The organism is Roseobacter ponti, assembly GCF_012932215.1.
Taxonomy (GTDB): domain Bacteria; phylum Pseudomonadota; class Alphaproteobacteria; order Rhodobacterales; family Rhodobacteraceae; genus Roseobacter; species Roseobacter ponti.
Genome location: NZ_CP048788.1, coordinates 3,475,557 through 3,502,479 on the forward strand (window position 1 = coordinate 3,475,557; position 26,923 = coordinate 3,502,479).

The 26,923-nt window shown below is 61.1% G+C and carries 24 protein-coding genes, 1 tRNA gene and 1 pseudogene; 5 read left to right on the top strand and 21 right to left on the bottom strand.

What is annotated here, in order from left to right; all coding sequences use genetic code 11:
- Positions 1-51 precede the first annotated feature (51 nt).
- Together G3256_RS16650 and G3256_RS16655 are read left to right on the top strand one after the other, a co-directional pair.
- On the top strand, positions 52-1,710 hold the full coding sequence (locus G3256_RS16650; RefSeq protein ID WP_169641891.1) for an ABC transporter substrate-binding protein: 1,659 nt from the start codon (positions 52-54) through the stop codon (positions 1,708-1,710).
- An 82-nt stretch (positions 1,711-1,792) separates the two neighbouring features.
- On the top strand, positions 1,793-2,281 hold the full coding sequence (locus tag G3256_RS16655; protein WP_169641892.1) for a DUF2165 domain-containing protein: 489 nt from the start codon (positions 1,793-1,795) through the stop codon (positions 2,279-2,281).
- On the opposite strand, the gene G3256_RS16660 is transcribed toward G3256_RS16655, so the two are convergent.
- The 13 genes from G3256_RS16660 to hemE all read right to left on the bottom strand — a co-directional run bounded on the left by G3256_RS16660 (position 2,268) and on the right by hemE (position 15,928).
- On the bottom strand, positions 2,268-2,900 hold the full coding sequence (locus G3256_RS16660; protein WP_169641893.1) for a 3-hydroxyacyl-CoA dehydrogenase family protein: 633 nt from the start codon (positions 2,898-2,900) through the stop codon (positions 2,268-2,270). The genes G3256_RS16655 and G3256_RS16660 overlap by 14 nt on opposite strands.
- Entirely contained in the window at positions 2,897-3,787 is an 891-nt protein-coding gene (locus tag G3256_RS16665) for a helix-turn-helix transcriptional regulator (protein ID WP_169641894.1), read from the bottom strand. Before G3256_RS16665 ends, G3256_RS16660 begins: the two co-directional genes overlap by 4 nt.
- A 107-nt stretch (positions 3,788-3,894) precedes the next feature.
- Positions 3,895-5,091 (bottom strand): benzoyl-CoA 2,3-epoxidase subunit BoxA, encoded by a 1,197-nt coding sequence (gene boxA, locus G3256_RS16670; RefSeq protein ID WP_169641895.1) that lies wholly within the window; start codon positions 5,089-5,091, stop codon positions 3,895-3,897.
- 227 nt (positions 5,092-5,318) lie between these two features.
- Positions 5,319-6,770, bottom strand: a complete 1,452-nt coding sequence (boxB, locus tag G3256_RS16675) for a benzoyl-CoA 2,3-epoxidase subunit BoxB (RefSeq protein WP_169641896.1) — start codon at positions 6,768-6,770, stop codon at positions 5,319-5,321.
- A 55-nt stretch (positions 6,771-6,825) separates the two neighbouring features.
- Positions 6,826-8,484 carry a 2,3-epoxybenzoyl-CoA dihydrolase gene (boxC, locus tag G3256_RS16680; protein ID WP_169641897.1) on the bottom strand — a complete coding sequence of 553 codons (1,659 nt, stop codon included), beginning with the start codon at positions 8,482-8,484 and terminating at the stop codon, positions 6,826-6,828.
- 103 nt (positions 8,485-8,587) lie between these two features.
- Positions 8,588-9,058, bottom strand: a complete 471-nt coding sequence (locus G3256_RS16685) for a DUF309 domain-containing protein (protein ID WP_169641898.1) — start codon at positions 9,056-9,058, stop codon at positions 8,588-8,590.
- A complete protein-coding gene (locus G3256_RS16690) occupies positions 9,042-9,869 on the bottom strand; it encodes an alpha/beta fold hydrolase (protein WP_246227664.1) in 828 nt (275 codons plus the stop codon). The genes G3256_RS16685 and G3256_RS16690 overlap by 17 nt, the downstream gene beginning before the upstream one ends.
- A complete protein-coding gene (locus G3256_RS16695; protein ID WP_169641900.1) occupies positions 9,866-11,407 on the bottom strand; it encodes a benzoate-CoA ligase family protein in 1,542 nt (513 codons plus the stop codon). Before G3256_RS16695 ends, G3256_RS16690 begins: the two co-directional genes overlap by 4 nt.
- A gap of 119 nt (positions 11,408-11,526) precedes the next feature.
- Positions 11,527-12,846 (bottom strand): TRAP transporter large permease, encoded by a 1,320-nt coding sequence (locus G3256_RS16700; RefSeq protein ID WP_169642490.1) that lies wholly within the window; start codon positions 12,844-12,846, stop codon positions 11,527-11,529.
- A 42-nt stretch (positions 12,847-12,888) separates the two neighbouring features.
- Positions 12,889-13,458 (bottom strand): TRAP transporter small permease, encoded by a 570-nt coding sequence (locus G3256_RS16705; protein ID WP_169641901.1) that lies wholly within the window; start codon positions 13,456-13,458, stop codon positions 12,889-12,891.
- Positions 13,459-13,527: 69 nt separating this feature from the next.
- Positions 13,528-14,568, bottom strand: coding sequence for a TRAP transporter substrate-binding protein (locus G3256_RS16710; RefSeq protein WP_169641902.1), 1,041 nt, complete (start codon positions 14,566-14,568; stop codon positions 13,528-13,530).
- 195 nt (positions 14,569-14,763) lie between these two features.
- Positions 14,764-14,840, bottom strand: a tRNA-Met gene (locus G3256_RS16715).
- A gap of 53 nt (positions 14,841-14,893) precedes the next feature.
- The gene (gene hemE / locus G3256_RS16720) at positions 14,894-15,928 is read right to left on the bottom strand and encodes a uroporphyrinogen decarboxylase (protein ID WP_169641903.1); all 1,035 of its coding nucleotides are present in this window, start codon (positions 15,926-15,928) and stop codon (positions 14,894-14,896) included.
- A gap of 101 nt (positions 15,929-16,029) precedes the next feature.
- Here hemE and hemC point away from each other — a divergent pair, with 101 nt between their 5' ends.
- A complete protein-coding gene (gene hemC / locus G3256_RS16725) occupies positions 16,030-16,974 on the top strand; it encodes a hydroxymethylbilane synthase (RefSeq protein WP_169641904.1) in 945 nt (314 codons plus the stop codon).
- A gap of 55 nt (positions 16,975-17,029) precedes the next feature.
- Here hemC and hemF read toward each other — a convergent pair whose 3' ends face one another.
- From hemF to clpS, 4 genes are all read right to left on the bottom strand, one after another.
- A complete protein-coding gene (gene hemF / locus G3256_RS16730; RefSeq protein ID WP_169641905.1) occupies positions 17,030-17,923 on the bottom strand; it encodes an oxygen-dependent coproporphyrinogen oxidase in 894 nt (297 codons plus the stop codon).
- A 74-nt stretch (positions 17,924-17,997) separates the two neighbouring features.
- On the bottom strand, positions 17,998-18,798 hold the full coding sequence (locus G3256_RS16735) for an SDR family NAD(P)-dependent oxidoreductase (protein ID WP_169641906.1): 801 nt from the start codon (positions 18,796-18,798) through the stop codon (positions 17,998-18,000).
- A gap of 33 nt (positions 18,799-18,831) precedes the next feature.
- Entirely contained in the window at positions 18,832-19,827 is a 996-nt protein-coding gene (locus G3256_RS16740) for a class I SAM-dependent methyltransferase (protein WP_169641907.1), read from the bottom strand.
- A gap of 4 nt (positions 19,828-19,831) precedes the next feature.
- Positions 19,832-20,173: an ATP-dependent Clp protease adapter ClpS gene (gene clpS, locus G3256_RS16745; RefSeq protein ID WP_169641908.1), complete on the bottom strand. Its 342-nt coding sequence runs from the start codon at positions 20,171-20,173 to the stop codon at positions 19,832-19,834.
- An 84-nt stretch (positions 20,174-20,257) separates the two neighbouring features.
- On the opposite strand from clpS, the gene G3256_RS16750 reads away from it, so the two are divergent.
- Together G3256_RS16750 and G3256_RS16755 are read left to right on the top strand one after the other, a co-directional pair.
- On the top strand, positions 20,258-20,959 hold the full coding sequence (locus G3256_RS16750; protein ID WP_169641909.1) for an HAD family hydrolase: 702 nt from the start codon (positions 20,258-20,260) through the stop codon (positions 20,957-20,959).
- A gap of 181 nt (positions 20,960-21,140) precedes the next feature.
- Positions 21,141-22,655 carry a D-alanyl-D-alanine carboxypeptidase family protein gene (locus G3256_RS16755; RefSeq protein WP_169641910.1) on the top strand — a complete coding sequence of 505 codons (1,515 nt, stop codon included), beginning with the start codon at positions 21,141-21,143 and terminating at the stop codon, positions 22,653-22,655.
- Between the two features lie 16 nt (positions 22,656-22,671).
- Here G3256_RS16755 and ccoS read toward each other — a convergent pair.
- From ccoS to ccoG, 4 genes and pseudogenes are all read right to left on the bottom strand, one after another.
- Positions 22,672-22,827, bottom strand: a pseudogene (ccoS, locus tag G3256_RS16760) (cbb3-type cytochrome oxidase assembly protein CcoS); the annotation flags it as partial.
- Positions 22,824-25,007 (bottom strand): heavy metal translocating P-type ATPase, encoded by a 2,184-nt coding sequence (locus tag G3256_RS16765; RefSeq protein ID WP_169641912.1) that lies wholly within the window; start codon positions 25,005-25,007, stop codon positions 22,824-22,826. The pseudogene ccoS and the gene G3256_RS16765, both read right to left, overlap by 4 nt.
- Positions 25,004-25,474, bottom strand: coding sequence for a FixH family protein (locus G3256_RS16770; RefSeq protein ID WP_169641913.1), 471 nt, complete (start codon positions 25,472-25,474; stop codon positions 25,004-25,006). Before G3256_RS16770 ends, G3256_RS16765 begins: the two co-directional genes overlap by 4 nt.
- A complete protein-coding gene (ccoG, locus tag G3256_RS16775) occupies positions 25,471-26,904 on the bottom strand; it encodes a cytochrome c oxidase accessory protein CcoG (protein ID WP_169641914.1) in 1,434 nt (477 codons plus the stop codon). The genes G3256_RS16770 and ccoG overlap by 4 nt, the downstream gene beginning before the upstream one ends.
- Between the last annotated feature and the right edge of the window lie 19 nt (positions 26,905-26,923).

Consider the following 26,923-nt stretch of genomic DNA (forward strand, 5'->3'; position numbering starts at 1 on the left):
AAACATCCGGCACGCGTACGGCCCGGGCCGTACACAACAGAGAGGAAGAAAATGACATTTTTGACCCGCACCGGCAAACCGCTGCCGCAGTCCATCCTGGACGGCGCCGCGAAGTCCGGCACAGACGCTGTCAGCCGCCGCGAATTCCTGGCACTGGCCAGCGCATTCGGCGCCACAGCGGCGACCGCATATTCGATGCTTGGCATGGCACGCCCCGCGCAGGCCGCCGGCCACACGATGGGCGGCACCGTCCGCATCCAGCAGGAAGTGCGCGCTCTGAAAGATCCGCGCACCTATGACTGGAGCCAGATTGCCAACTTCAGCCGCGGCTGGCTTGAGTATCTCGTGCACTATGAAAACGATGGTACCTTCACGCCCAAGCTGCTTGAAAGCTGGGAAATCAACGATGATGCGACGGTCTATACACTGAACGTCCGTCAGGGCGTTAAGTGGAATGACGGCAGCGATTTCACCGCAGAAGACGTCGCCCGCAACATCACCGGCTGGTGTGACAAGAGCCTTGAAGGCAACTCGATGGCCGGTCGCTTCGCGACGCTGATCGACCCGGAAACCGAAAAAGCTCTGGACGGGGCGATTGAAGTTGTCGACAGCCACACCGTGCGCCTCAACCTGCCCGCAGCCGACATCTCGCTCATCCCCGGGATGGCTGACTATCCGGCGGCGATCGTGCCTGCGTCCTATACCGCGGACACAGCGCTTTCCAACCCGGTCGGCACCGGCCCCTACCTGCCTGAGACACTGGAAGTGGGCGTCAAGGCCGTTCTCGTGCGCAATGAGGACCACACGTGGTGGAACGAAGGCAACGGTGCCTGGATGGACCGTGTCGAGTTCATCGACTATGGCACGGATCCTTCTGCCTTTGTGGCGGGTGCGGAAGCCGAAGAGATCGATATGACCTATTCGATCGAAGGCGACTTCATCGATATCTTCGACACGCTCGACGGCTGGCAGCAGAACTCGGTTGTCACCGGATCAACCATCGTGATCCGGCCCAACCAGCTGGCCGAAGTCGATGGCATGAAACCCTATGAGGACAAGCGCGTCCGTCAGGCGATTGCCATGGCCGTGGACAACGCGGTCCTGCTTGAACTGGGATATGCCGGGCGCGGCGAAGTGGCTCATAACCACCACGTCGGTCCGATGCACCCTGAATACGCCGATGTACCGGCACCCAAGTTCGATCCGGCAGCCGCCAAGGCGCTTATGGACGAAGCGGGCATGGGTGATTTCGAGCACGAGCTCTTCTCGATCGATGACGCATGGCGCAAGGACACCACCGACGCGGTGGCCGCCCAGCTGCGTGACGCAGGCATCAAGGTCAAACGGACGATCCTGCCCGGCTCCACGTTCTGGAACGACTGGACGAAATATTCCTTCTCCTCCACGAACTGGAACCACCGCCCGCTCGGTGTTCAGATCTGGGCGCTGGCCTATCGCTCCGGTGAGGCCTGGAACGAGTTTGGCTGGTCAAACGAAGAGTTCGACGGGATCCTGACCCAGGCGCTCGCGACACCAGACGTGGAAAAACGCCGCGAACTGATGAAGCAGGGTGAGATGATCATTCAGGACGAGGGCGTCACGATCCAGCCTTACTGGCGGTCGCTCTATAACCACACCAAAGAAGGTCTGGTCGGTGGCGAGCATCACATCTCGTTTGAGATCCGTCCCGAGCAGATCGCCTGGACGTGATCTGACGCTATACTGCAAAGGGCCGTGCATTGCGCGGCCCTTTTTTTGTCACGCAGACGCTTTGCCATGAAAGGACCCGGAAATGGACGTTACGATTTTACTCGCACAGCTTGTTGCGACCGGGGCCATTGCCGCCTGGCTTACGACCGGTCTGCGCGACAACCTGCTGCATCCGGCGCTGAACGAGACCTATACCGCAGAGGTGTTCAGCATGGCGCGCATGCGAAGCGAATACCCCGACGCCTTTGAGATGGTTGCCCATCGCGCCATTACGACCCGCAGTACCCAGCAGCTGGCCTTTCGCGCGGTTGTCGCCGCCGAAGCGCTGGCCTGCATTCTGCTCTGGGTCGGCGTTGTGGCGTTGCTGATGGCAATGGTGGGGACGGCGGCGGCTGAAACGGCGCGCGTTCTCGCCCTGCTCGGGGCCACTGCATTTACCGCGATCTGGGCCGGGTTTCTTGTGGTCGGGAACTACTTTTATTACTGGTTCTGTCACGAGGGCGCGCAGAATACGCATTACCAGATGACGCTCTGGGGCCTCGGCACCATGATCCTGATCAGTCTGTCCTGAACCGGCCCTTACCTGCTGCCGCAGCCGCAATCAGCGGCGCGGGCACCTGCCCTGTCTGTTCTGAAATCTGAGCACAAAGCGCCACCGCCCCTGTCTCATCTGCCAGCGCAAAAAGGCGCGGTATGCCTGCAGAACGGCAGGCGTCGTCGATGTCTGTGATCCGGCACCGCTTTTGCGTGACGATCCGGGCGGCTGCATTTGTCAGCCCCGCAATCAGGTAAGACCCCAGCGCGCCTGACGGCCGGTCAAGGCGCGTGACACCGGCAAAGCGCGCCTCTTCGCGCAGCAGGTCTTCGACAAGCGGGTCAATGACCAGACCGCCACCGCCCGGGTACCGGTACCAGCCGACTCCGATGCTCCGCCCGAGGCGCCCTTCGCCGACCATACGCACAAGCACCGGGTGGGACTGCTGCACAGGCGTGACCGCGTTGCGTGCGACGCGGGTGAGTTCAGGTTCCAGACCTTCGTTATCCCAGGCCTCGCAGACGCCGGTGGTAAAGCCTGCGGAAAGCATCGCTTCATCAAGCTCCCACGGGTTGGTACTGGTCAGCAAAAGATGCTGAGCAAGCCCGCGCAGGGCTGCTGTCAGCGCATCTGTAAGGTCCGGTGCCGGGCTCACGCGCCGGGCACTTCCAGAAACCGTTTAGAGGCAATAACCGCCAGCAGATCATTAAGAGAGGAGGAGACCGTCCGGTTAGATGTGTTGACCTGAGCGCTGGCTTTCTCATAGGCCGGTGCGCGCGCTTCCAGCAACCCGCGCAGCTGCTGCATGGCTGCCGGATTACCCTGCATGGGGCGCAGATCCCCCTGGGCGCGGACCCGCTGCATATGCTCTGCCGGCGATGTTCTGATCCAGATCGTATGAAACCGCTCAATCAGGCGGGCATAGGTCTGCTCGCCCGCGACGATGCCACCGGCGACGGCAAGGATCATCCGGTCATGGCGTTCGATCACGCGGGCCAGTGCCTCGGCTTCAAGGGCGCGATATCCGTCCTCTCCGTAGAGCGCCATCACCTCAGAAAGCGGCATAGCGGTCTGCGTCTCAATCTCTGAGTTCAGCTCGACGAACGGCAGACCCAGAGTTTCGCCCGCAAGCTTGCCAAGGGTCGATTTCCCCGCCCCTCTGAGCCCCGTAAGGCAGATACGACTGGCCCGCAGGGCTGCGGGGTTCTGCACAGCCAGCACCCGGCGCACCTCGTCCTGAACCGTGGCAGGGGCCTGGCGGTAGAGCGTCACCACCCGTTGCAGATCGCTGTCCCAGGCCGCACTTTCCGACATCAGCGCTTCGATGCGCAGGTCAAGCGCCGTGGCGATGCGCTGCAGCAGAGCGATCGAGATATTGCCTTCCCCGGCCTCAAGCTGGGCCAGATACCGCGGGGAAACGCCGGACAGCTCAGACAGTTCGCGACGCGGCATGCCTTTTGACCTGCGCGCTTCACGCACACGGGCCGCAACGCGGGCAATCAGCAAAGCAGCCGCATCAGCTACAGCAGGACTGTCTTTCATCGCAACTCCGGCGTTTAATTGTGTAATACTGCACAATTAAGCCTCAGCGCCGGGCTTACAACGTGAAGCGCCTCACTTTGCGCAATATGTCGCACATTTCTTACGTCTCAGTAGGTCTCGACGTGGTACTGGCCGGCCTCGCGCAGGCTGTCGCGCAGGCCCCGCCATGACAGACCCACACCCGCTGCAATGTCGCTGAGCGCAGCGTCCACACCCGCTTCCATCGCCCGCAACCCGCAGACATAGATGTGCAGTTTGTCCCGCGCCAGCAGGGTGGCAATGTGATCCGACTGTTCGCGCAGCTTGTCCTGCACGTATTGCTTCGGGCTGCCGTCCTCGCGGCTGAAGGCGAATTCCTTGCGCAGGAAGCTGTCAGGCACCTTTTTCAGCGGCCCGAAATACGGCAGATCGCGCGGGCTGCGCGCTCCGAACACCAGCGTCATGCTGTCACGTGCCGCAGGCGTCTCGCGCTGGCGCCGCATGGTGAACCCGCGGAAGGGCGCCGATCCGGTACCGGTACAGATCATCAGCAGATGCGCCTCCGGATCAGATGGCATGAGAAAGGTCGATCCGAAAGGCCCGGTCAGCTGCACCTCGTCGCCTTTGGCCAGATCGCAGACATAGCCGGAGCATATGCCGTCCTCTTCGCGCTTTACCGTCAGGGAGATGTTGTTGAATCCCGGTCGTTCCCCGTCGCGCGGGCTTGAGACCGAGTAGAGTCTCGGCAGGTGCGGCCTGCCCTCTGCATCTGTGCCGGGCGGAATAATGCCCAAACTCTGACCTTCCAGCACCGGGAATGGCAGCCCTGCAAGATCGAGGATGATATGACGAACGTCCCCGTCACTGCCGGCCTCCGTCAGCCGGTAGTTACCCTGCACGACAGCCCGCGCAGGTTTGCCGGTGTTATAAAGGTTGATGGTGGGCTTTGTGGCCGAGGCGGGCGCGCGGGATTTGCCGCCTGCCCCTTTGTGTGCATCCGCGAGCAGAGCGGCGATGGCCTCGTCATGCGCCTCATTACCGTCCCCGTCAGGCTGCGCCTCAAGACTGATGTCTTCCTGTTCAGGAAGTTCTTCAAAACCGTACTGTTCATCAAGGGTATAAGGGGTATCGACGACACGCCATTCGTCGATTGAGCCGGTCGGACAGACCGGGATGCAATCCATACAGAAATTACATTTGTCGGGGTCGACGACGACGTTGTTGTCGTCATGCTCGATCGCACCGATGGGGCAGGTCATCTCGCAGGTGTAGCAGCGGATGCAGATTTCAGGGTCGATAAGGTGTTGCTTGACGGGTTTGTTCATCCGGCTCCGACGGACCGGTGCAACACAGTATCGGGAACGGAAATCATGTCGAGAAGTGCGGCACACATGCCTTTGCAGTCTTTGCAACCGATGCAAAGCGCGCGGGAAATTGTACCTGAGTTCTGTGTCTGCATGGGTCCGGTCTCCTATTAAAGCTACAAGGTCACGGGGTGAGGCGTGACGCAGGCCAGTATCGACAGTGCCCGCGCGCATTTCATTGATCTGGATCAAGCCATATGGAGTTTCACATAGTCGAAATCACCGGGCTTGTTGTCGATGCCCACCTTGGGTGCTGCAATCCAGGACGCATATTTTCCGGGCTCAAAACACGGCACCATCAGAGACTGGATAAAGTCTCCGTCAGCTTTGGTGGGCAGCCATTCGGCGCGGCGTTTTTCCCATTCTTCAGACGAGATGATGTTACCATCGGGATCAACGCAAACAGTTGAAAAGACACCGATCTGACGGTGGAAGCCTTCGTGCGGCAGTTTCAGTTCAAACGCCACACCCGCGCGGGCAATCGCCTTGTTCCAGCGGCCGACACCCCCTGCGGCATCGCGCACATAATCATCGCGCAGCCGCATGTTGATCGCCGTCAGCGCCGGCACGTCTTCGGTCAGGATCTTTCCGTCTTTGATCGAGGTGACCGCATAGGTGTCATTCTGCAGCTTGTGATCATCGTCAATCCTCAGCTCCATATACCGGCCTTTTATACCTGCGTTGAAGGCATTGGCAGCATTGGTCGAGACCTCCTGGCCAAAAAGATCAAGGCTTAGCGTATAGTGCAGGTTGAGCTTTTTCTGGATCGTCGGCAGGTCGATCACGCCCAGATCGCGGATTTTATTGATGTCATAAGGGTCGGTGATGCCGTTTGCGTTCATCGCCTCAAGCGTCGCCTGGATCGTGCGGCCCACGCCGGTTTCGCCGACGAACATGTGATGCGCCTCTTCGGTCAGCATAAACCGGCAGGTGCGGCTCAGCGGGTCAAAGCCCGATTGCGCAAGGCTTTCGAGCTGCATTTTGCCGTCGCGGTCGGTGAAATAGGTGAACATGAAAAACGACAGCCAGTCAGGGGTCTCCTCGTTAAAAGCGCCCAGCATGCGCGGCGCCTCTTCGGACCCGGAGGAGCGGACCAGCAGATCGTCGGCCTCTTCGCGCCCGTCGCGGCCAAAGTATTTCTGCAGCAGATAAACCATCGCCCAGAGGTGACGGCCCTCTTCGACGTTCACCTGAAAGAGGTTGCGCATGTCGTAAAGCGAGGGTGCTGTGAGACCGAGAAACCGTTGCTGTTCCACCGAGCCGGGTTCGGTATCGCCCTGGATCACGATGAGGCGCTTGAGCATGTTCCGGTACTCGCCCGGCACCTCCTGCCAGGCGGCCTCGCCGACGTGCTCACCCATGGGGATTTTGCGGTCCTCCACGGCTGGTGCCAGCAGCACGCCCCAGCGGTACTCGGGCATTTTCACATAGTCGAATTTGGCCCATCCCTTGGGGTCGACCGAAACCGCTGTGCGCAGATAGACCATGCTGTCCTGAAAGTTCTGCGGGATCAGATCGTTCCACCAGTTAATGTACCCCGGGTGCCATTTCTCAAGCGCCTTAAGCACCTTGCGGTCGGAGCTCAGGCCCACATTATTGGGGATCTGACTGTCATAGCTTACGTTGATCAGGTCTGCCATTGTCTCTTCTCCATCTGTTCCTGCGGGGCGCGCGCCCTTCGTGTCCGGTGCGGGCTCACACCCGCTGTTTGTTGTAATCAGCCCTGAGACCGGTGCCATAGCGTTGCAGGGCACCCTCGGGACCGACCGCATTCGGTCTTTGAAAAATCCAGTTCTGCCAGGCGGTGAGACGTCCGAAAATGCGCGTCTCCATGGTTTCAGGCCCGGCAAAGCGCAGGTTGGCCTCCATGCCGGTCAGCGCATCGGGCGAGAAGCTCGCGCGCTCTTCCATGAAAAGGCGCACCTCGTCTTCCCAGTCGATGTCGTCATAAGCGTATGTCACAAGGCCAAGTTCTTCTGCTTCAGGGGCCTGCAGCGGGTCACCCGTCCGCTGGCGCAGCACCTCCACCTGCTCGGGAGTGGCCAGAAAACGCGTCTCCAGACGGGTAAGCGCATTGCCCATCGGATAGCGCCCGAAACTGGCCTCCGTGAGGGTGATCGTCGCCAGCGGGCGGTCGTCGTCCTCGAATTCGTCCAGCATCATATAGCTGCGATCGACAGCCCAGAGGATTTCCGCAAGGGGACCGGCGAAACAGGAGCCGTGTTCCACCAGTGCCACGAGGCTGCGCGAGGTCATATCGATGCGTTTGAGCACGCGTTTCCAGAGGGTCAGCACCTCATTGGCCAGCCAGTGGTCCGCGTTGTCCAACAGCAGCGCTTCGTGAGCGACCACGGCCTGCGGGTCGCCTTCGGTGCGAAATGCAATGAGCCCGATATCGTCCTCATTACTGCGCAGGTGCAGGATGGCGTCGTCCAGTTCGCGCGCGCACCGCAGCATCCACGCCCGGGCGCCGTGCTCCGTAAACGCGTCCATGTCGTGCGGCGCGGCCTCGGAGGGCCCGGTTATCGTTATGTCTGCCCGGCGCCCGGTGCGGTCGATCTGCAAAGCGACTGTGGAATACGTCACGCTGTCCGCGCCAAAGCTGCGCTCCAGCGCTGTCAGGCGAATGCCTTGGCTGGCGCCACGACCGGAGGCGCTCTGTGCCAGTTCCCGCGCACGGGCGGTGACCCTTTCGTCAAATGTTGCGTTTGGGATGAGTTCATCCACCAGACGCCATTTCAGAGCGCGGCTGCCTTTGACTCCTTCCTCGACCGAACAGAAAACATCCGCCAGATCGCGGCGCACTCTGCGCTTGTCTGTGACCCTTGTCAGCCCGCCGGTGCCAGGCAGAACGGCCAGCAGCGGCACCTCGGGCAGCGCCACGGAGGAGGTGCTGTCATCGGTCAGCATGATGTGATTGCAGGCCAGCGCCAGCTCATATCCCCCCCCCGCGCAGGCGCCTCTGATCGCACAGATGTAGTTCTGGTCGCTGTCTTCAAGTGCCGCTTCGAAGGTGTTTCGCGTCTCATTGGTGAACTTGCAGAAGTTGACCTTATGGGCGTGAGCCGCACCACCCAGCATGCGGATGTTGGCACCCGCGCAGAATACCTTTTCCTTTGCGGACCGCATCACGACCACGCGCACCTCAGGATGCTCAAAACGCATGCGCTGAACGATATCTGCAAGCTCGATATCCACGCCGAGGTCATAGGAATTGAGTTTCAGCTCATAGCCGTCAAAGAGCCCGCCGGCCTCATCGACATCCATCAGCAGAGTGGCCACAGGGCCGTCATACGCTACGCGCCAGTGGCGCATCTTGTCCGGGTCAGTCTGGAAATCAATTCTGTCAGCCACGGCCTGTCTCCCCGCCCGCCTGTCTGCGCGATATTACCTGAAATATTGAACTATACTTCACACAGGAGTCCACGAAACCCGAACTTCTCTACTCAAATTCTACTTATTTTGCACTATGATGCAGTTCGCCCTGCGCACGGGTTTCATGAACCCAGGCGCGCAGGGCTCTCGGATCAAGCCCGAGGGGCTGCTGTCCGGACGGGCATCGCGACAGATGCGCCTCCACCATATCGCAGAGCCGGCGCGCCGCATGCGGGCGCAGCATCAGCAGTTTCAGCCGCGCATTGGCCAGCTGGATCAGCGCCTGCACAATATCGCGCTCCGGGCTGGGATCAGACGTCTGCATCCAGACCGCTTCCAGCACTTCGTGGCACTCCCAGTAGTATCCCGCGTCGAAATAGGCCCTGCCACAGCGCAGAGCGAAACTGCCCGCCAGCGCATCACTGCCCGCCTGGTCAGGCACCGTCCGTCTGATCGGGTCAAACCAGTCCTCCGGGTGACGCGCGGTGCGTCCGGGGATATACGCGTGCGACGGCACCGGCACATCGCGGGGCAGATCACGCAGGCGCGACATCGGCTTTTTCGAGACGTATCAGACGGTCGGTAAAGTCACGCACCGCCGCAAGCACCGCATCGGGCGCTTCAAGGTGGGGTGCGTGACCGCAGTTCGCAGGGATAAGCGTTTCCAGCGGGGAATATATGCGCGTCTCAATCTCATCAATCTGCGCGCGGCTGCCATAGGGGTCCTGCCCGCCCTGGATGGCGAGCACGGGCACGCGCCAGTGATCGATGCAGTCCGCCACATTCCAGGTCGCAAAGCCCGGATCGGTCCAGGCATCGTGCCAGCCGTTAAATGCCATCTCTGCATCACTGTGCCAGCGCGCGAGCCTTGCGCGCAGATCGCCGGTGCGAAACGCTTCGCCGGCCCCGCGGATCGCCTCCAGCCCCTGTGGCTCTGTAAAGAAATGCGGCGCCATCAGGATCAGGCCGCGCACCCGCATGTCGCTGACAGATCCCGCGTAGATCGCGGCGATTGTCGCGCCATCGGAATGTCCCAGAAGGATCACGTCCCGTAGCCCGGCGGCATCCATCACAGGGCCCAGCGTTTCAACCGCTTCGCGGGTCATGTAATCAGGCGGCCGGGGCAGCGTCACAGCCTCCGAGTTCCCGTATCCGGCGCGCGACCAGACAAAGACACCCAGTCCGGTCTCAGCAGCCAGGCGCACAGGAAAGTCCCGCCAGAGTGCTGCACTGCCCAAGCCTTCGTGCAACAGCACAAGTGTCGGGGCGTCGGGTCCCGGCGGCGGACCATAGCAGGCATATTCCAGCGACTTACCGCCTGCTTTCAGGCGGCCATCGGGGTTCTCTGACCAGGCGATACTCACTGACCGGCCCCGCGCAGCCGGAACCGCTGGATTTTGCCCGTGGCCGTTTTGGGCAGTTCGTCCACGATGCTGATCCAGCGTGGATACTTCCATTTGCCGATGCGGTCTTTTACATGCTCTTTCAGGTGCTCGGCGATCCCGCTATCTGCAGCATCCTGCAGCACGACAAAGGCCTTCGGCTTATCCAGACCATCCTCTCCGGGGGCGGCAACGACAGCAGCTTCGAGCACCGCCGGGTGGCTGACGAGCGCCTGTTCGACCTCAAAGGGCGAGACCCAGATACCGGACACCTTGAACATATCATCTGTGCGGCCGCAGTAGACGTAGCGCCCGTCTTTGCGGCGTTCGTATTTATCGCCGGTGCGGGTCCATTCGCCCTCGAATGTTGTGCGGGATTTTTTGCGCTGGTTCCAGTAGCCAGCGGCAGCCGAGGCACCGCGCACCAGCAACTCTCCGATTTCATCATCACCGACCTCAGTGCCGGTCTCATCCACAAGGCGCATGTCATAGCCGGGCACCGCAACACCGGAGGTGCCATAGACGTTGTCCCCGGCGCGGTTGCTGAGAAAGATGTGCAGCATTTCAGTGGAGCCTACGCCATCCAGAATGGCGACGCCGGTATGCGCCTCCCACCGCATACCGACGTCTTCGGGAAGCGCCTCCCCCGCTGAGATTGCTCTGCGAAGCAGGGTGGCGGGCGTACCCGCTTTGTCCATCCCGGCCACCATTGCGGCATAAAGCGTTGGCACGCCGCAAAAGACAGTCGGCTGCTCAGCCGTCATGACCGCGAGCATATCCGCCGGTGTGGGACGCCCCGCAAAAAGCACAGTTGTGGCCCCTGCGGCAAGTGGAAATGTCATCGCATTCCCGAGCCCGTAAGCAAAAAACAGTTTGGCCGCTGAGAAGACCACATCATCTTCCCGCAGGCCGAGGATATGCGCGCCGTAAGTATCGGCGGTGGCCTTCATGGCGGAGTGAACATGCGGAACGCCTTTGGGCTGCCCGGTCGAGCCTGAGGAGTAGAGCCAGAAGGCAACCTCATCATCGGATGCGGGCTGGGTTTCAAGCGTTCCGGCATTCCGCAGAAATGCGTCAAAAGAAGTGCAGCCCTCTGGTGCCCGGTCGCTGTTCACAATGATCACCCGCAGGGTGGGGTGGCCCTTGAGAACAGATGAGATCGTGTCAAAAAGCGCCTCAGAGACAAAAAGAACTGTGGCGCGGCAATCGCGCAGGATGGCATCATAAACAGGCGCGGCAAGCAGGGTGTTGAGCGGCACCGGAACAACGCCGCACTTCAGAGCGCCGAAGAATATCTGCGGAAATTCGATTGTATCGGTCACCAGCATGGCGGCGCGCTCTTCGGGGCGCACACCGGCGCGACGGAGGGCCGCCGCGACCTGTCCGGACCCCTCTGCGAGGCCCTGATAGCTCAGCGATCTGCCGCCGCCGGCCTCGCGGAAAGCGACCTTGTCGCCCCGCCCTTCACCGGGGTGACGGTCAACAAACCATGTGGCGGCATTTCCGGCAACATCCGTCATGAATCTCTCCCCCCGATGCGACCTGCGATAGATGCTCTATCGTGCACCTGCGACTGCCTGTCGCAAGCGGTTCTGCCGAAAAAAGCACTTTAATGCACTTTTTAGCCGGCGGCAGGGGCTCAGCCCGGCAGGAGAAAGAGCGTGATGGCAGGGAACATGACGAGGATCACCACCCGCAGGATATCCGATCCGACAAAGAACATCACAGCCTTGTAGGTCTCAGTCATCGGCGTTTCACGGTCCATTGCATTGATGATGAAAAGGTTCATGCCCACAGGCGGGGTGATCAGCCCGACCTCGACGACGATCAGCACGAGGATGCCGAACCAGATCGCCACATGTTCGGGCGACATGCCGAAATCCATGGCGGAGATCACCGGAAAGAAAATCGGCACGGTAAGCAGGATCATTGAGAGGCTGTCCATCAGGCAGCCGAAGATCAGATAAAAAACAAGAATGATTGAGAGTACCAACCAGGGCGAGAAGCCCTGCGTTAGCACCCAGTCGGCCATGAACTGGGGCACGCCTGAGAGGGCGAGAAAGCCATTGTAGAATGCCGCCCCCAGCACGATGAAAAAGATCATCGCCGTGGTGCGCGCCGTGCCCAGCAGGCTGTCACGGAATACCGGCCAGTTGAGACTGCCGGAGAGGAGTGCGACAAGCCCGGTGCCCATCGCGCCGATGGCCGAGCCTTCAGTCGGTGTGAACCATCCCAGGTAAATACCGCCCACGACAACCGCAAAGATTACAAGCACCGGCCAGGTGGCCCCCAGCGCTTTCCAGCGGTCCGCCATGGGCACCGGCGGGCGCGTGCCGGCGGATTTCGGAAAGAGCCGCACATAGACGGAGATCGTCAGCATATATCCGAGGGCCGCAAGGATGCCCGGGATGAAGGCGGCGAGGAAGAGCTTGGCGATGTTCTGCTCGGTGATGATCGCATAGATCACCAGAATGACGGACGGAGGTATCAGGATCCCGAGCGTGCCGCCGGCGGCAAGCGTTGCCGTGGAAAAGCCGCCCGAATATCCGTAGCGGCGCAGTTCCGGCAGGGCCACGCGTGACATGGTGGCGGCCGTGGCAAGCGATGACCCGCAGATCGCACCGAACCCCGCACAGGCACCCACGGCGGCCATGGCCACACCACCGCGCCGGTGGCCGAGAAAGCTCTCGGCAGCCTTGAAAAGCGCGCTGGAAAGCCCGGAGAGGGTCGCAAACTGGCCCATCAGCAGAAACATCGGAATGATGCTGAGCGAGTAGCTGGAGAAGGTCGTATAGGTTTCGGATTTCAGCTTTGCCAGCAGCGGCACCGGGTTGCCGTTCATCGCGTAATACCAGCCGCCAAAACCACAGAGCAGCATGGCAAGGCCAATGGGCGCGCGCAGAAAGATCATGCCCAGCAGCACGGCAAAGGACCAGAATCCCAGCTCAAGCCGGCTCATATCCGCAAAGGGCAGCAGATCGAGGAAAGCGCCCATCTGACCCTATTCCTGCGGCATCAGTGCGCGGCCTGTAAGGCTTTCTGCAACACGCAGATAGGCGCACCAGAGCGCCACGATGCAGGTCACGACCGAAGCTGCAAAGCTCGCTGAATAGGCCCACCAGACCGGGAACTGCAGAAAGAAGGTCGTCTCGCCATTACCGTAGTAGCGCTGCACACCGCCAAAGAGCTGCACGGAGATCAGGATGAGTGCCGCGGTCAGCGCCACTTCCCAGAAGGCCGCCAGCGCGCGGTTGGCGGCACCTGGCAGCTGCGACGTGAAGATGTCCACAGTGGCATGCGCCCGGCTGAGCTGGCAGATCGGAAAAAAGGAGAAGATCGCAAAAGCGATTCCGGCCTCCAGCAGTTCATAATTGCCATTGACCTCACCGATGCCGCTGTCGATCAGCGTGCGGGCCAGGTCTCCCAGTGTGCGTTCAGCAAAATCCGAGTGCAGCCATTTGTTCGCAGACCGCCCGATGATCGAGACCGTGGTCAGCAGAACCAGGCCGGTCAGGACAAGACCGCCGATCACTGCGGTGGCGCGGGCAAGAAGTCTGATGGCCTGATGCATAAAGCGCTCCGGGAGGCATGAAAAAGCCCGCGGCGCGGGATGCGCACCGCGGGCCGGGTGTGACCGGAGTTATTCGGTGTACTTATCGATGAGCATACGCGCCTCGTCGATCAGCGCCTGACCGTCGATGCCCTTTTCATTCATCTCAGCGACCCATTCGTCATAGATCGGCTGAGCGACGGCCTTCCACTCGGCCGTTTCGGCCTCATCGAGTGTGACGATGTTGTTGCCGCGCGCCACAGCGGCCTCGCGGGCAGGTCCGTCGCTGTCAGCCTGGGTGCCCCCGGCAAAGACCGAGAACTCAAGGCCGGAGTTATCGTCGATGACCTTTTTCAGATCATCGGGCAGGCCTTCATAGCGGTCTTTGTTCATCGCCAGCACAAAGGTAAGCACGTAAAGCGCATTGCCCGTGAACTCGGTGTGGTTGGTCACCAGTTCCGGAATTTTCAGCGCGGCAGTCACCTCCCAGGGAATCGTCGTGCCGTCGATCACGCCTTTGGAAAGGCCTTCGGGCACAGCGGGTACCGGCATGCCAACGGGTGTCGCGCCGACCTTGCTCAGGAGCGCATTGGCCAGCCGCGACCCGCCGCGGATTTTCAGCCCTTCCATGTCGGAAGGTGCGCGCACTTCTTTGTTGGCGTGGATGAGGCCCGGGCCGTGCACCCAGGTGCCGAGAATGTGCACATCTTTAAACTCTGTGTCCTTCATATGGGTTTCGAACATCTCCCAGTAGGCGCGCGAGGCGGCCCGGGCGTTCGTCATCATGAAAGGCAGCTCAAAAACTTCGGTGCTCGGGTAGCGACCCGGCGTATAGCCGACGACCGTCCAGACGATATCGGCAACGCCGTCGATTGCTTGGTCCATCAGCTCCGGCGGGCTGCCGCCAAGCTGCATGGACGGATAGCGGTCGACCTTGATGCGTCCGCCGCTGTCTTTCTCGACATTGTCGGCCCAGACATCCAGCACCAGCTTGGGCACATTGGCCTGCGGTGGCAGGAACTGGTGCATCGTGAGTGTTACTTCCTGCGCGGCCAGCGGTGCAGCACCGAAGCCAGTGGCAAGTGCAGCAGCACCCACCAGATTCAAAAGATTCCTGCGTGAGATTTTCATGTGTTTCCTCCCTGAAAACCCGGGTTCGTCGCGTATTCCGCGATCTCAGATCCGATCATCCCTGACAAATTGCTATTGCAGACGGGGCGGATTGTCACCTGTCTTTGTAACTATTGCCCCCGTCAGGGAAATCGCAGCACCCGCAGGCGCAGGCGTTGGGCCCGGTTCAGGCGCTGACAAAAAGCGGAGAAAAGATGGTGGCGTTACCTGGACTTGAACCAGGGACCTAACGATTATGAGTCGTTCGCTCTAACCAACTGAGCTATAACGCCATCGGCGCGTGACCTATGACAGCCCGGCTGCCGGGTCAAGGCTGAAATGCCGGTTATGTGTCGCGAACAGCGTCAATCATCCGCTGCACATTGTCGGGGTCTGCATCCGGCGTGATGCCATGGCCGAGGTTGAATATGTGCGGCCCGCCCGAGAAGGCTTTGACGATTGCCTTTGTCTCATCAACCAGCGCCTGCCCGCCTGTCACCATATGGCTCGAGGCGAGATTGCCCTGTACGCAACCATCAATCTGCACGTGCTGTGCGGCCCAGTCAGCGCTCACCGAATTGTCCAGTGCCACGCAGTCCACGCCCGTGGCTTTCGCAAAGCCGATGTATCCGTCACCTGCCTCGCGCGGGAAACCGATGACCGGAATGCCGGGGTGCTTTGCCTTGAGCGCCGCGGTGATCGCGCGCGCCGGTTCCAGCGCGTATTTCCGGAAGTCATCGTCCTTGAGCGATCCGGCCCAGCTGTCGAAGATCTTCACCACTTCGGCTCCGGCTTCGATCTGTTTTGACAGATAATCGATGGTGCCTTCGGTAATCCGGTCCATCAACGCCTCAAAAACCGCGCGATTTTCGTTTTTGAGAGCATGCGCCGGCCCCTGATCGGGCGTGCCGCGACCGGCAATCATATAGGTGGCAACGGTCCAGGGCGCGCCCGCAAATCCGATGAGCGTGGTCCCGGCGGGCAGTTCGCGCCGCAGGATCCGCACCGTTTCATAGATGGGGTTGAGGGTCTCATGGATGTCGTCCACGGGGCCCAGTTTATCAAAATCCGCCTGCGACGTGATCGTTGAGAGGCGCGGGCCTTCACCTGTTACAAACCAAAGATCGGCCCCAAGCGCCTGGGGCAGCAGCAGGATGTCGGCAAAGAGGATCGCCGCGTCAAATCCGTACCGCCGGATCGGCTGCAGTGTCACCTCTGCGGCAAGCTCCGGATTGTAGCAGAGCGACAGAAAATCTCCGGCCTGCGCGCGGGTGGCGCGGTATTCCGGCAGGTACCGTCCTGCCTGGCGCATCATCCAGACCGGCGGGGTGGGCAGGGTCTCTCCCGCGAGAGCGCGCAGTATCGTTTTCCGGGGGGCCATGGTCATCCTCTTTTTAACAGGCCCTTGGTCAGGGCAGCAGCAGAACTTGTCAAGTGACAGACGGGTTGTCAGCCCAAATTGACGCGCATAAAGATGGGCGCATGACATTGACCCTCCCCACCCCCGACTCTCCGCTGAAAATCGGCACCCGCGGCTCTCCGCTCGCTCTGGCACAGGCGTATGAGACCCGTGCACGCCTCGCGGAGGCGTTTGAGGTCTCTGAGGAATGCTTTGAAATCGTCGTGATCAAGGTGACGGGGGATGCGATTCAGGACCGCCCGCTCAAAGAGATCGGCGGCAAGGGGCTTTTCACCCGCGAGATCGAGGAAGATCTGCTGTCAGGCAAAATACACATCGCGGTGCATTCGATGAAAGATATGCCGACGCTGCAGCCCGACGGGCTGATCCTCGACACCTATCTGCCGCGTGAGGACGTGCGCGATGCCTTTGTGGCCCATGGCCTCAAAGATATCGCCTCGCTTGCAAAGGGCGCGGTGGTCGGCACATCGAGCCTGCGGCGGCGCGCGCAACTGCTGCACCGACGTCCTGATCTGCAGGTCGTTGAGTTTCGTGGCAATGTGCAGACCCGACTGAAAAAGCTCGCCGACGGGGTTGCAGAATGCACTTTTCTGGCGGCTGCCGGGCTCAACCGCCTGGGCATGTCGGAGGTACCCGCCACGCCGGTCGATCCCGGGGATATGCTGCCTGCCGTGGCCCAGGGTGCCATCGGGATTGAGCGCCGCATCAGTGATGAGAACACCGCAGCGTTGCTGGCAGAAATCCATGACACACCCACCGGTCAGAGGCTCGCGGCGGAGCGCAGCTTTCTGCTGACCCTCGACGGTTCATGTGAAACACCGATTGCGGGGCTGGCGGAGCTGAGCGGCGATACTCTCGCGCTGCGTGGAGAGGTGCTGCGCCCGGACGGGTCTGGGGCGATTTCAGGATCGCGAACAGGCCCGGTGTCAGAGGGTGCTGCCATGGGCAAAGACCTCGCAGAGGAACTGCTCGCCAAAGCCGGTGACGGCTTTTTTGACTGGCACTGAGTCCCGCGCCGGACGCAGCAGATCAGTTTAACGTACCGGGGTCGGGCCGCGCCGCTCAGACCCACTTGGCCAGAGGCGGCAGACTCATCAGCACCGCATTGGCATCGTGTCCGGTTTCCAGGCCGAACTTTGTGCCGCGGTCATAGACGAGATTGTATTCCGCATAGAGACCGCGATGCACAAGCTGCGCGTCTTTATCCGCCTCTGACCATGCCTGCACCCGGCGTTTGCGCACCAGCGGCACATAGGCCGGCAGAAAGGCCCGCCCGATGTCCTGCGTCAGGCTGAAATCAGCCGCCCAGTCGCCGGTGCAGAGATCGTCCATGAAAATTCCGCCCACGCCGCGCGCCCTGTTACGGTGCGGTACATAAAAATACTCATCAGCCCAGGCTTTGAGCTTCGGGTAATGCGCCGGCCCGTGCGGATCGAGGTGCTCTTTCTGTGTGGCGTGAAAATGCGCCGTGTCCTCATCATATTCGATGCAGGGGTTCAGATCAGATCCACCGCCGAACCACCAGGCGTGCGGGGTCCAGAACATGCGCGTGTTCATATGAACCGCGGGCGCATGCGGGTTCTGCATATGCGCCACGAGGCTGATGCCGCTGGCCCAGAAACGCGGGTCGTCCTTCATGCCGGGAATGCCTTTGCGCGCGGCCATAGCCATCTGCGCACGTTCTCCAAGGGTACCGAAGACGGTCGAGATATTCACGCCGACTTTTTCAAAGACGCGGCCGCCCCGCATGACGCTCATCAACCCGCCACCGGCGTCTGATCCGTCGTCGCTGGTGCGCTGCGTCTCAGAGACCTCAAAACGACCCGGAGAGGCATCAGAGAGCGGCCCTTCGCTGTGATCGCTCTCAAGCGTCTCAAAGGCCGCGACGATGTCATCGCGCAGGGTGCGGAACCAGGCGGAGGCCTTGTCTTTTTCGGTGTCGAATGTGGATGTCATGATGCGCCCGGAGTGTCAGTTTTCTCTGACACACTTTCTATCGTCAAAACCGGGCGGACGAAAACCCGCAATCGTCAGTGCGCGGGTGCCAGTACAGGATCTAGCAGGCTGCGCCCGCCATCAACGGTGATAATCTCGCCGGTCATGAAAGCGGAACTCTCGGCGGCCAGAAACTGCACGGCCTCTACCAGTTCGGTTGGCCCCGCGATGCGGCCCAGCGGCGTGTGAGTCCGGATATCCTCGCGCCAGTCGCTGTGGTCAACCAGCGAAGATTTCAGCGAGGCGCTCATCACCGACCCGAAGGCCACAGCATTCACGCGGATCCGTTCGGGCGCCAGGGCCAGGGCCATTGAGCGTGTCATCTGATCAAGCGCCGCGGAGGCGATAGAGTATCCCATCAGTTCCGGACGGGTATGGCGCGACACAATCGAGCTGAGGTTGACGATTGCGCCAAGCTGCCCTTCGGGCTGGTCCGCGCCCTGTTTGATCATACGGCGTGCGACCTGTTGTGAAAGCTGCAGCGCCGTCATCAGGTTCTGTTCCAGCAGCACCGAGACCGAATTGTCTTCCACGTCCAGCGCATCGGTGGGCATCACCTGACGCGAGGCGTTCACCAGAATATCCACCCGGTCAAAAGCGTCGATCGTGGCCGAGACCAGATTGGCGATCGTCAGCCGCTGGCGCAGGTCACCGGCGAAATACCGCAGCGTGGCGTCATCCTTTTCGGCGCCCCATTCCTCGCTGAGCTTTCGTTCGTCCATATCGGCGCACATCACATTGGCGCCGCGGTCGGCAAACTGCCGCGCAATCGACAGGCCGATGCCGTTAGCGGCGCCGGTCACGATGGCGGTTTTGCCTTTGATGGAAAATGACATGGTATCCTTTCTGACACCGCATGCGCGGCGGCCTTACCGGCCACGTTTGCGCAGCGGGCGTGCTGCATGAAAGAGTTTGAAACGGTGATCACCGCCGGTCTCACTGACCCTTGAGAAGAAACTGCCCAGAGTTGCTTCATACGGCAAATGGCGATTGGCGACCATCCAGAGCTGTCCCTGCGGGCCAAGCATACCGGCCGCCGCCGCGACAAAGGCCTGACCCAGAGCCGGGTCGGCCGCCCGTGAGGTGTGAAACGGCGGGTTCATGATCACACAGTCCACCGCCTCCTGCGGCCGCCACCGTGTTGCATCTGCCCAGTGAAACTGTGCACGCGGATCAGTCACATTGTGCCGGGCGCATTCAAGCGCCATGTGGCCGGCTTCGACAAGGTGCACGGCCTCAACCGCCTCGCGGGTCAGGATATGCGCGGAAAGATATCCCCAGCCCGCGCCCAGATCGACTATGCGACGTCCGATCTTGTCCGGCAGTGCCCGGACCAGCAGATCCGATGCCGGATCCACTGCATCCGCGGAGAACACACCCGGCGCAGTCCAGAACCCGCCGGGCTGCAAAGCCGGACCGGCACGCCAGTCTTCGAACTGCTCCGGCGCGGCCCCGGGAATTACAAAGAGCTTGCCGTGCGCCTTTGACACCGGCCCCTCTACCGGCACCCTGTTGCGGACCTCGCGCAGGATGCTGTCTATTCCATCGGTTTTCTGTCCGTCGATGAAAACAGGCCCGTCTGTCACCGCCAGCGCATCGGCAATCAGCGCACGCGATTCGTCTTTTGACCGCACGAGGCAGACAACAGCAGCACTGAAACGGCCTTCCGCCGCGGTCGCACACTCGTACCCGCGTGCCGTCCAGGCATCATATGCCGGGCGGAACCCTTCGATGATCACGGTTTTGTCCTGCGGTACTCCCGGCAGAGCTGCTTGTGCAGGTGGCCGGAATACGGCCACCCTGCCGCCATCGGACAGCGCTTTGCCACTGCCGTCTGCCAGCAGCGGCAACCGGGCGTCTATCATCTGATTATTCTTCTTTTTCCATGGTGCACTGCAGCGGATGCTGGTGCCGGCGGGCGAAATCCATCACCTGCGCCACTTTGGTCTCGGCAATCTCATGGCTGAAAACGCCGACGACAGCCACGCCCTTTTTGTGCACGGTCAGCATGATCTCAAAGGCCTGCGCGTGATTGAGCCCAAAGAAACGCTCCAGCACATGCACGACAAATTCCATCGGCGTGAAGTCATCGTTCAGAAGCAGGACCTTATAAAGCGGCGGGCGCCTGGTCTTTGGCTTCGTCGCGGTCAGGACGGAAGAATCGCCCTCGTCATCTGACTGGTCTGACATCATGATGGCGTCGCGGTGCATTGCTGCTCCTGATCTGGTGGTTTTTGCGAGTCGTGATCCGGTGTATATAACCCGTCTGGAAATTTAGAAAAGGGGGCGCGTGCCGTGGTTAACCGGGTGAGCACCGTGGGGTTTGATGCCGATGATACCCTTTGGCACAATGAACGCAGCTTTCAGATGACCCATGCTCTCTTTGCGGGGCTGCTGGCGGATTACACCGACCGTGACACGCTGATGGCACGGCTTGTCGCGGCTGAACGGCGCAACCTCGGACATTACGGCTTTGGCGTCAAAGGATTCACCCTGTCGATGATCGAGACCGCAATCGAAGTGACCGATGCACGGGTACCCGCAGCAGTACTGTCGGAAATTCTGGAGGCCGGTCGCGAGATGCTGTCCCATCCGGTCGATCTGTTGCCACATGCGCAGGACGCCATTGAGCAGATCGCGAAAACCCATCGTATTGTGCTGGTAACAAAGGGGGATCTGCTGGATCAGGAACGCAAGCTGGCCCAGTCGGGTCTGGGCGATCTTTTTGATGCGGTCGAGATTGTGTCGGACAAGACCCCGGCCGTGTATCACACTGTTTTCAACCGCCACGGGGATGCGCCCGGACGCGGCATGATGGTGGGCAATTCGATGAAGTCCGATGTTCTCCCGATGATCGAAGCCGGCGGCTGGGGCGTGTACGTGCCGCACGAAATGACCTGGGAGCTTGAGCGCGCCGCGGCTCCGGATGTCACAGAGCGGTTCCGCGCTGTTGCCGATCTCGGAGAGCTACCTGGTCTGCTTTCTGATATCGGCTGAACGCCCCGGATTGTGGTCTTTATCGCCCGGGGGTGCGGGTATGCCACATAATTGCGCTTCACTTAAAGTTAACGCAATTCCGTTAAAACAATGACTTTATTGGAGTCAATTCCTGTGATAGCCTCAGAGGATAAAGCCAGTCGAAACAAATCGGCGGCATGAGGCAGAAAAGGCAGTAATCATGAAGGTTCGGCGCGCATTGCCGGCCCGTTACGGGCTATTTGTATTCGCAGCTTTGTGGATGATTGTCATCCTCCCCCTGACCGCGATGGCCGCGCCCTATGCGGCGATGGTCATGGATGCCAGAACGGGCGAAGTGCTGCACTCCCGGAATGCAGACACACGGTTGCATCCCGCATCTCTGACAAAAATGATGACGCTCTACATCGCGTTTGAAGCGGTTGAGCGAGGTGAGATCTCCCTTGATACCAAGGTAAAGATTTCACGTTTTGCAGCATCCGAGCCGCCGTCAAAGCTGGGTCTTAAATCCGGACAACGCATCGCATTCCGTTACCTGATCCGTGCCGCAGCTGTGAAATCCGCAAACGACGCGGCCACAGCCATCGGCGAGGCGCTGGAAGGTTCCGAGGCCGCTTTTGCCCGCCGGATGACGCGCACTGCCAAAGCTCTTGGTATGACGCGCACAACATTCAAAAATGCCCATGGCCTGACGGAGAGCGGACATCTTTCCACTGCGCGGGACATGTCGATAATGGGGCGTCATATGCTTTATGATTACCCTGAATATTATAATCTGTTCTCACGCCAGTCGACCCACGCCGGCGTGCGCAACGTGTCTAATACCAACCGTCGCCTGCTCTCTGCCTACCGTGGCGCTGACGGCATCAAAACCGGGTATACCCGGGCTGCAGGCTTCAACCTTGTGGCCTCTGCAGAGCGTGGCAACGAGCGTATTATCGCCACGGTCTTTGGCGGCACCTCGACAACGGCGCGCAACAAACGCGTGGCAGAACTGCTGGACATGGGCTTTAAACGCGCGCCGAGCCGCGCCCGACTGCAAAAGCCGCACATGCCTGTCTATAACGGACAGCCGGCACCCGCCGAGACCGTTCTGGCGTCCAGCCTGCGTCCCAGAGTACGGCCTCTTACGGATGCGCCCGTGGATCCGCTGCTGATCGCAAAAACCAACGAGGCGATTACCGCGGCACTGGCCGGAGCATCTGAGGCACCTGAAGCGACGCCGGCCGCTGTGACGCCCGCAGCGCAGGCGGCCGCAGCAGCCAGCACGGCAGGGATCATCCCCGCAGACACAACAGCCGCTCTTGTGGCAGCTCAGGGCACCCCCCCGGTTCAGGTTGATGAAGTTGAGATCGAAGAATTTATCTCACTGCGTCCTGCCCTGCGCCCGACAGAAGCCGGCGCAGAGCCTGTCCTTCAGGAAGCGGCAGTCACCGAAGAGCCTGAGATTGAGATCGTTACACGGTTGTCGACATCTGGCGGTCATCAGTGGGGCGTGAACGTGGGACGCTATCCCAGCCGTTACAGTGCAGAACGGGCGCTCGTAACCACGGCGCTTGCTGAAATGGCGACGCTGGACGGTGCACTGCGCAAGGTTGTGAAACGGCCGACCGGATTTGACGCAAACTTCCTCGGACTGACCCGGGAAAGCGCTGATCTGGCCTGCCGCAGGCTCTCTGCCCGCAACGTCAGTTGTCAGACGGTCGGTCCTTCCTGACCTGACCGGCGTCATCAGGCCTGGGGTGCTGATCCCAGGTATCGCTCAGAATACGGCGACTGTCGCCTTCCGGGTCCTCGTACTGGCTGCTGCGCAGGGTATAGATAAACCCTGCAAGCCCCAGTCCGCCGAGAATCAGCGACACCGGAATAAGATAGGCAAGTACGTTCATCGCTTTGCCCCGCCGACGCGGAGCGCGTTGAGCGATACGGTAATGGACGACAGCGACATCGCAAGCGCCGCAATCAGGGGCGTCGCAAAACCCGCCACCGCCAGCGGCACCGCTACGACATTGTAGAGCGTCGCGATGCGGAAATTTTCCGATATCCGGCGTCTGGCTTTCCGCGATGTGGCGATGGCATCGGCGACAGGTGAAAGATCCTGCCCCAGCAGAACGATATCTGACGCCGCGCGCGCCGCATCGAGTGCCTGAGCGGGGCTGATGGATACATGTGCGGCGGCAAGTGCGCCGGTATCATTAAGACCGTCCCCGATCATCAGCACGCGCGCACCCTGTTCCGTAAGATCACTGATATAGCGGATTTTGTCCGTGGGCAGCATCTCGGCCCGGGCTGTCGCGATGTTCAGTTCTTCGGCCACGCGCTGCACTGCTGCAGGCCGGTCGCCCGACAGCAGGATCACCCGCGCGCCGTCCGCCTGCAGCGACCGGATCAGATTATGCGCGCCCCGGCGCAGATTGTCCTCAAACATAAGCAGAACAGGTGCTGCATCACCGATCTGAAGTGCCGTGCAGAGTTGCGGCTGACCGGTGTCAGTGCCGAGCCATGCCGGACGCCCCAGCCTTACGGTTTTGCCCTGCCATGTCCCGGAGGTGCCATAGCCCGGATGCTCCTGCAGGCCGGTCACCGGCGCCGGGGTCATCGCATGAGGCACCGCAGCCATGACCGCTTTGGACAGGGGATGCGAAGATCCCTGCGCCAGAGCCGCCGCTACAGCCATCCTATCGGGGGAAAGGGCCGCTGCATCAATCAGGCGCGGGGTGCCTTCGGTCAGTGTGCCGGTTTTGTCAAAAACGACCGTATCGACCTCAGCGAGGCGTTCCAGCGCGGTAGAATCCTTAATCAGCAGCCCTTTGGAAAAGAGCCGCCCGGAGGCTGCGGTGGTCACGGCAGGCACGGCAAGGCCTAGCGCGCAGGGGCAGGTGATGATCAGCACGGCAGCAGCGATATTTGCAGCAACCCGCATGTCGCCCGACCAGATGAGCCAGCCGAGAAACGCCAGCGCGGCCAGAATATGGACCCCGGGCGCATAAAGTTTCGCTGCCCGGTCGGCCAGCGACGTGTACCGCGACCGGCCGCTTTCGGCCACAGCCACGAGAGCCGCAAGCTGGTGCAGCGAAGTCTGCTGCCCGACGGCGGTGGCCTCAATATGTAAAGGGCCGGTAAGATTGACCTCACCGGCGCTCATGTGGTCTCCGGCCGTGCGCAGGACAGGCAGCGTTTCTCCGGTCAGCGCGGAGCGGTCCACTTCTGAAGCGCCGTCCGTGATGATGCCGTCAACCGGGGCCCGCGCACCGGGACGTACCAGAATATGATCGCCGGTGCGCAGTTCCGCAACCGCCACTTCCTGCGTCTCAGATCCGCGGACCACAAGCGCGCGCGGCACTTCCAGCGCGGTAAGTTCTTCGGCAGCGGAACGTGCGGCGGCACGGGCACGTGCCTCAAGCCAGCGCCCGGCGAGCAGGAAAAACGTCAGCGTCAGAGCCGCATCAAAATAGGCATGCGCGCCTGAAAGCCAGGTTTCCCAGAGCGATGTTGCAACCGCCAGCGCGATGGCAAGGCTGATCGGGACATCCATGTTAAGACGCCCGGCTGACAGTGCGCTCCAGGCATTGCGGAAAAAAGGCTGGGCCGAAAACGCGAGCGCCGGCAACGTGATTGCCGCCGAGATCCAGTGGAAAAGATCGCGTGTGGCATCTGCCGCCCCGGACCAGACGGCGACCGAGAGCAACATGACATTCATGGCAGCAAACCCGGCAACTGCCATACGCATGAGCAGATCGCGACCGGCGCTGTTGGTGTGGGTTTCCTGCAGGGCTGCGGGATCGAGTTCCCAGGCCTCGTGTCCCGCATTTCTGACACATGCCGCGAGATCTTCTGCTGTGAGACCAGGTGCCGCATTCACCGACACCTGACGGCGGGTGAGGTTTACCCGGGCAGAGCGCACGCCGGGTACCGAATTCAGGGCCGCTTCAACCGTCGCGATGCAGGACTGGCAGTGAATTCCGGGCAGCGACAACATCAGCGTTGCTTCAGCAGGCGGGACCTCAACGCGGTCCGCCGGGGCGGCCATGCACCCCGGGCATCCCATGGCTGCGGGCTGGCCTGTCATCCGCTGGTGTTCTTCTTGGGGACATGCAGAATAACGCGCTGGCGGAACCGGGCACCTTCACTGTCCATCGCCACCATGCGCACATTCCAGTTGCCCGGCCCCAGCGTCAGCGGGGCGACATAGGACCTGCCGTCAAAAACGAACGCAGGCGTGGTGTCATCGCGCACATGCGTCGCGCGCCCCACAGTTGCCTGCATGTCCGCGACCTCGACGGGCTGTCCGGCGGTGTCAGTGATCGACAGAACCACCTCATCGCCACGGGCTGTGGCCAGAACAGACCAGCCAAGGGCCTGCTGTACCGCCCGGTCACGGTCGAAATGCTGGCTCGCCACGTAAGAATTTTTGACTTCAAGCCCGGGAAAGGTGCTCACCGCGTTAAACGCGAGGGTCAGATTGACCGCGATAATGATCGAAAAGCCTGTGCCGAACATGGCCGCGACATGCCATCCTTTGAGTTCTCTGGTCATGGCTGGTTTCCTGTTCCGATAAAGCTGCTGTCTTTCCACGCGCGGTCACCGTTGGTGAGATCCTCAATCCAGAACCGCAGGTCCTGCCGGTCGGTCTGCGCAGGGGGCGACCCCGGCGGGGCAATGACATAGACCCGCTGCAGGAAAGACGTGTCCGCAGGCACTTCGATGGAGCCGTAGGGCGTGCCTTCAAGAGTGATGCGCAATGCCGGATCACCTTTGACAAAGAGCCGGAAGAGCCGGGCGTCGTTGTTTTTGTTGCGCAGACGGATCTCGTAGGTGTTGCGGATCGATCCGTCCGCCAAGGTCACAAATGTCGGATTGCGCACCGGCGCCACGGTCATTTCGATGTCAGACCTGATAAACAGTGCGACGATCAGTGCCGCACCAACGCCCGCCCAGAGGAAGGTGTAAAACATCGTGCGCGGCCGGAAAATATGCTTCCAGACGGATCTGGGCGCAGCCCCGCCCCGTTCCGCGACCTCGTCCGAGAGCGCGATATAATCAATCAGCCCGCGCGGTTTGCCGATGCGCTCCATCACATCGTCGCAGGCATCGATGCAGAGCGCGCAGGTGATGCATTCCAGCTGCTGGCCGTCGCGGATATCGATGCCCATCGGGCAGACATTTACGCAGGCCATGCAGTCAATGCAGTCGCCCTGGGGCGCGGTTTTTGCCTCCTGGCTGTGTTTGCGCGGCTCACCGCGCCATTCGCGATAGGCGACGGTGATCGTGTCTTCGTCCATCATCGCGGCCTGAATGCGTGGCCATGGACAGGCGTAGATGCAGATCTGTTCACGGGCAAAGCCGCCGAAAATAAATGTCGTGGCCGTCAGGATCGCGACGGTAATATAGGCCACGGCCGCGGCCTGACCGGTGAAAAGATCCACCAGCAGCGTCGGTGCATCGGCGAAGTAAAATACCCAGGCGCCGCCTGTTGCGACCGAGATCAGCAGCCAGAGCACCCATTTCGTGAGCCGCAGTCTCAGCTTGCGGGCGTCCGTCTTTTCCTGACGGTGCAGGCGCAGGCGGGCATTTCGGTCGCCTTCCACCATGCGCTCGACCTTGATAAAAAGGTCGGTCCACACGGTTTGCGGGCAGGCATATCCGCACCAGACCCGGCCAAGCGCCGAGGTAAAGAGAAAGAGCCCCAGCCCCGCCATAATGAGCAGCCCGGCCACGAAATAGAACTCATGGCTCCAGATCTCAATCCAGAAGAAATAGAAACGCCGGTTGGCCAGATCGAGCAGCACCGCCTGATCGGGCAGTTCCGGGCCCCGGTCCCAGCGGATCCAGGGCACCAGATAATAGATGCCCAGGGTCACCGCCATGATCACCCATTTCAGGTTTCGGAACGGACCTGAGACCCGCCGCGGGAAAATCGGCTCGCGGGCGGCATAAAGGCTTGGCGGTGGCACCTGATCGGTCACTGGTGTTCCTTTGCGGCGT

What these genes read in the sequence shown, in the direction of transcription:
- G3256_RS16735 (WP_169641906.1), bottom strand. Translation starts at nt 18,798, where the DNA reads ATGTCATTTTCCATCAAAGGCAAAACCGCCATCGTGACCGGCGCCGCT.
- G3256_RS16700 (WP_169642490.1), bottom strand. Translation starts at nt 12,846, where the DNA reads ATGAGCCGGCTTGAGCTGGGATTCTGGTCCTTTGCCGTGCTGCTGGGC.
- G3256_RS16755 (WP_169641910.1), top strand. Translation starts at nt 21,141, where the DNA reads ATGAAGGTTCGGCGCGCATTGCCGGCCCGTTACGGGCTATTTGTATTC.
- boxB (WP_169641896.1), bottom strand. Translation starts at nt 6,770, where the DNA reads ATGGCAGACCTGATCAACGTAAGCTATGACAGTCAGATCCCCAATAAT.
- G3256_RS16695 (WP_169641900.1), bottom strand. Translation starts at nt 11,407, where the DNA reads ATGACGGATGTTGCCGGAAATGCCGCCACATGGTTTGTTGACCGTCAC.
- boxA (WP_169641895.1), bottom strand. Translation starts at nt 5,091, where the DNA reads ATGAACAAACCCGTCAAGCAACACCTTATCGACCCTGAAATCTGCATC.
- clpS (WP_169641908.1), bottom strand. Translation starts at nt 20,173, where the DNA reads ATGCACCGCGACGCCATCATGATGTCAGACCAGTCAGATGACGAGGGC.
- G3256_RS16710 (WP_169641902.1), bottom strand. Translation starts at nt 14,568, where the DNA reads ATGAAAATCTCACGCAGGAATCTTTTGAATCTGGTGGGTGCTGCTGCA.
- G3256_RS16650 (WP_169641891.1), top strand. Translation starts at nt 52, where the DNA reads ATGACATTTTTGACCCGCACCGGCAAACCGCTGCCGCAGTCCATCCTG.
- G3256_RS16655 (WP_169641892.1), top strand. Translation starts at nt 1,793, where the DNA reads ATGGACGTTACGATTTTACTCGCACAGCTTGTTGCGACCGGGGCCATT.
- G3256_RS16765 (WP_169641912.1), bottom strand. Translation starts at nt 25,007, where the DNA reads ATGACAGGCCAGCCCGCAGCCATGGGATGCCCGGGGTGCATGGCCGCC.
- G3256_RS16770 (WP_169641913.1), bottom strand. Translation starts at nt 25,474, where the DNA reads ATGACCAGAGAACTCAAAGGATGGCATGTCGCGGCCATGTTCGGCACA.
- hemE (WP_169641903.1), bottom strand. Translation starts at nt 15,928, where the DNA reads ATGGCCCCCCGGAAAACGATACTGCGCGCTCTCGCGGGAGAGACCCTG.
- G3256_RS16705 (WP_169641901.1), bottom strand. Translation starts at nt 13,458, where the DNA reads ATGCATCAGGCCATCAGACTTCTTGCCCGCGCCACCGCAGTGATCGGC.
- G3256_RS16740 (WP_169641907.1), bottom strand. Translation starts at nt 19,827, where the DNA reads ATGATAGACGCCCGGTTGCCGCTGCTGGCAGACGGCAGTGGCAAAGCG.
- hemC (WP_169641904.1), top strand. Translation starts at nt 16,030, where the DNA reads ATGACATTGACCCTCCCCACCCCCGACTCTCCGCTGAAAATCGGCACC.
- hemF (WP_169641905.1), bottom strand. Translation starts at nt 17,923, where the DNA reads ATGACATCCACATTCGACACCGAAAAAGACAAGGCCTCCGCCTGGTTC.
- G3256_RS16685 (WP_169641898.1), bottom strand. Translation starts at nt 9,058, where the DNA reads ATGTCGCGCCTGCGTGATCTGCCCCGCGATGTGCCGGTGCCGTCGCAC.
- G3256_RS16665 (WP_169641894.1), bottom strand. Translation starts at nt 3,787, where the DNA reads ATGAAAGACAGTCCTGCTGTAGCTGATGCGGCTGCTTTGCTGATTGCC.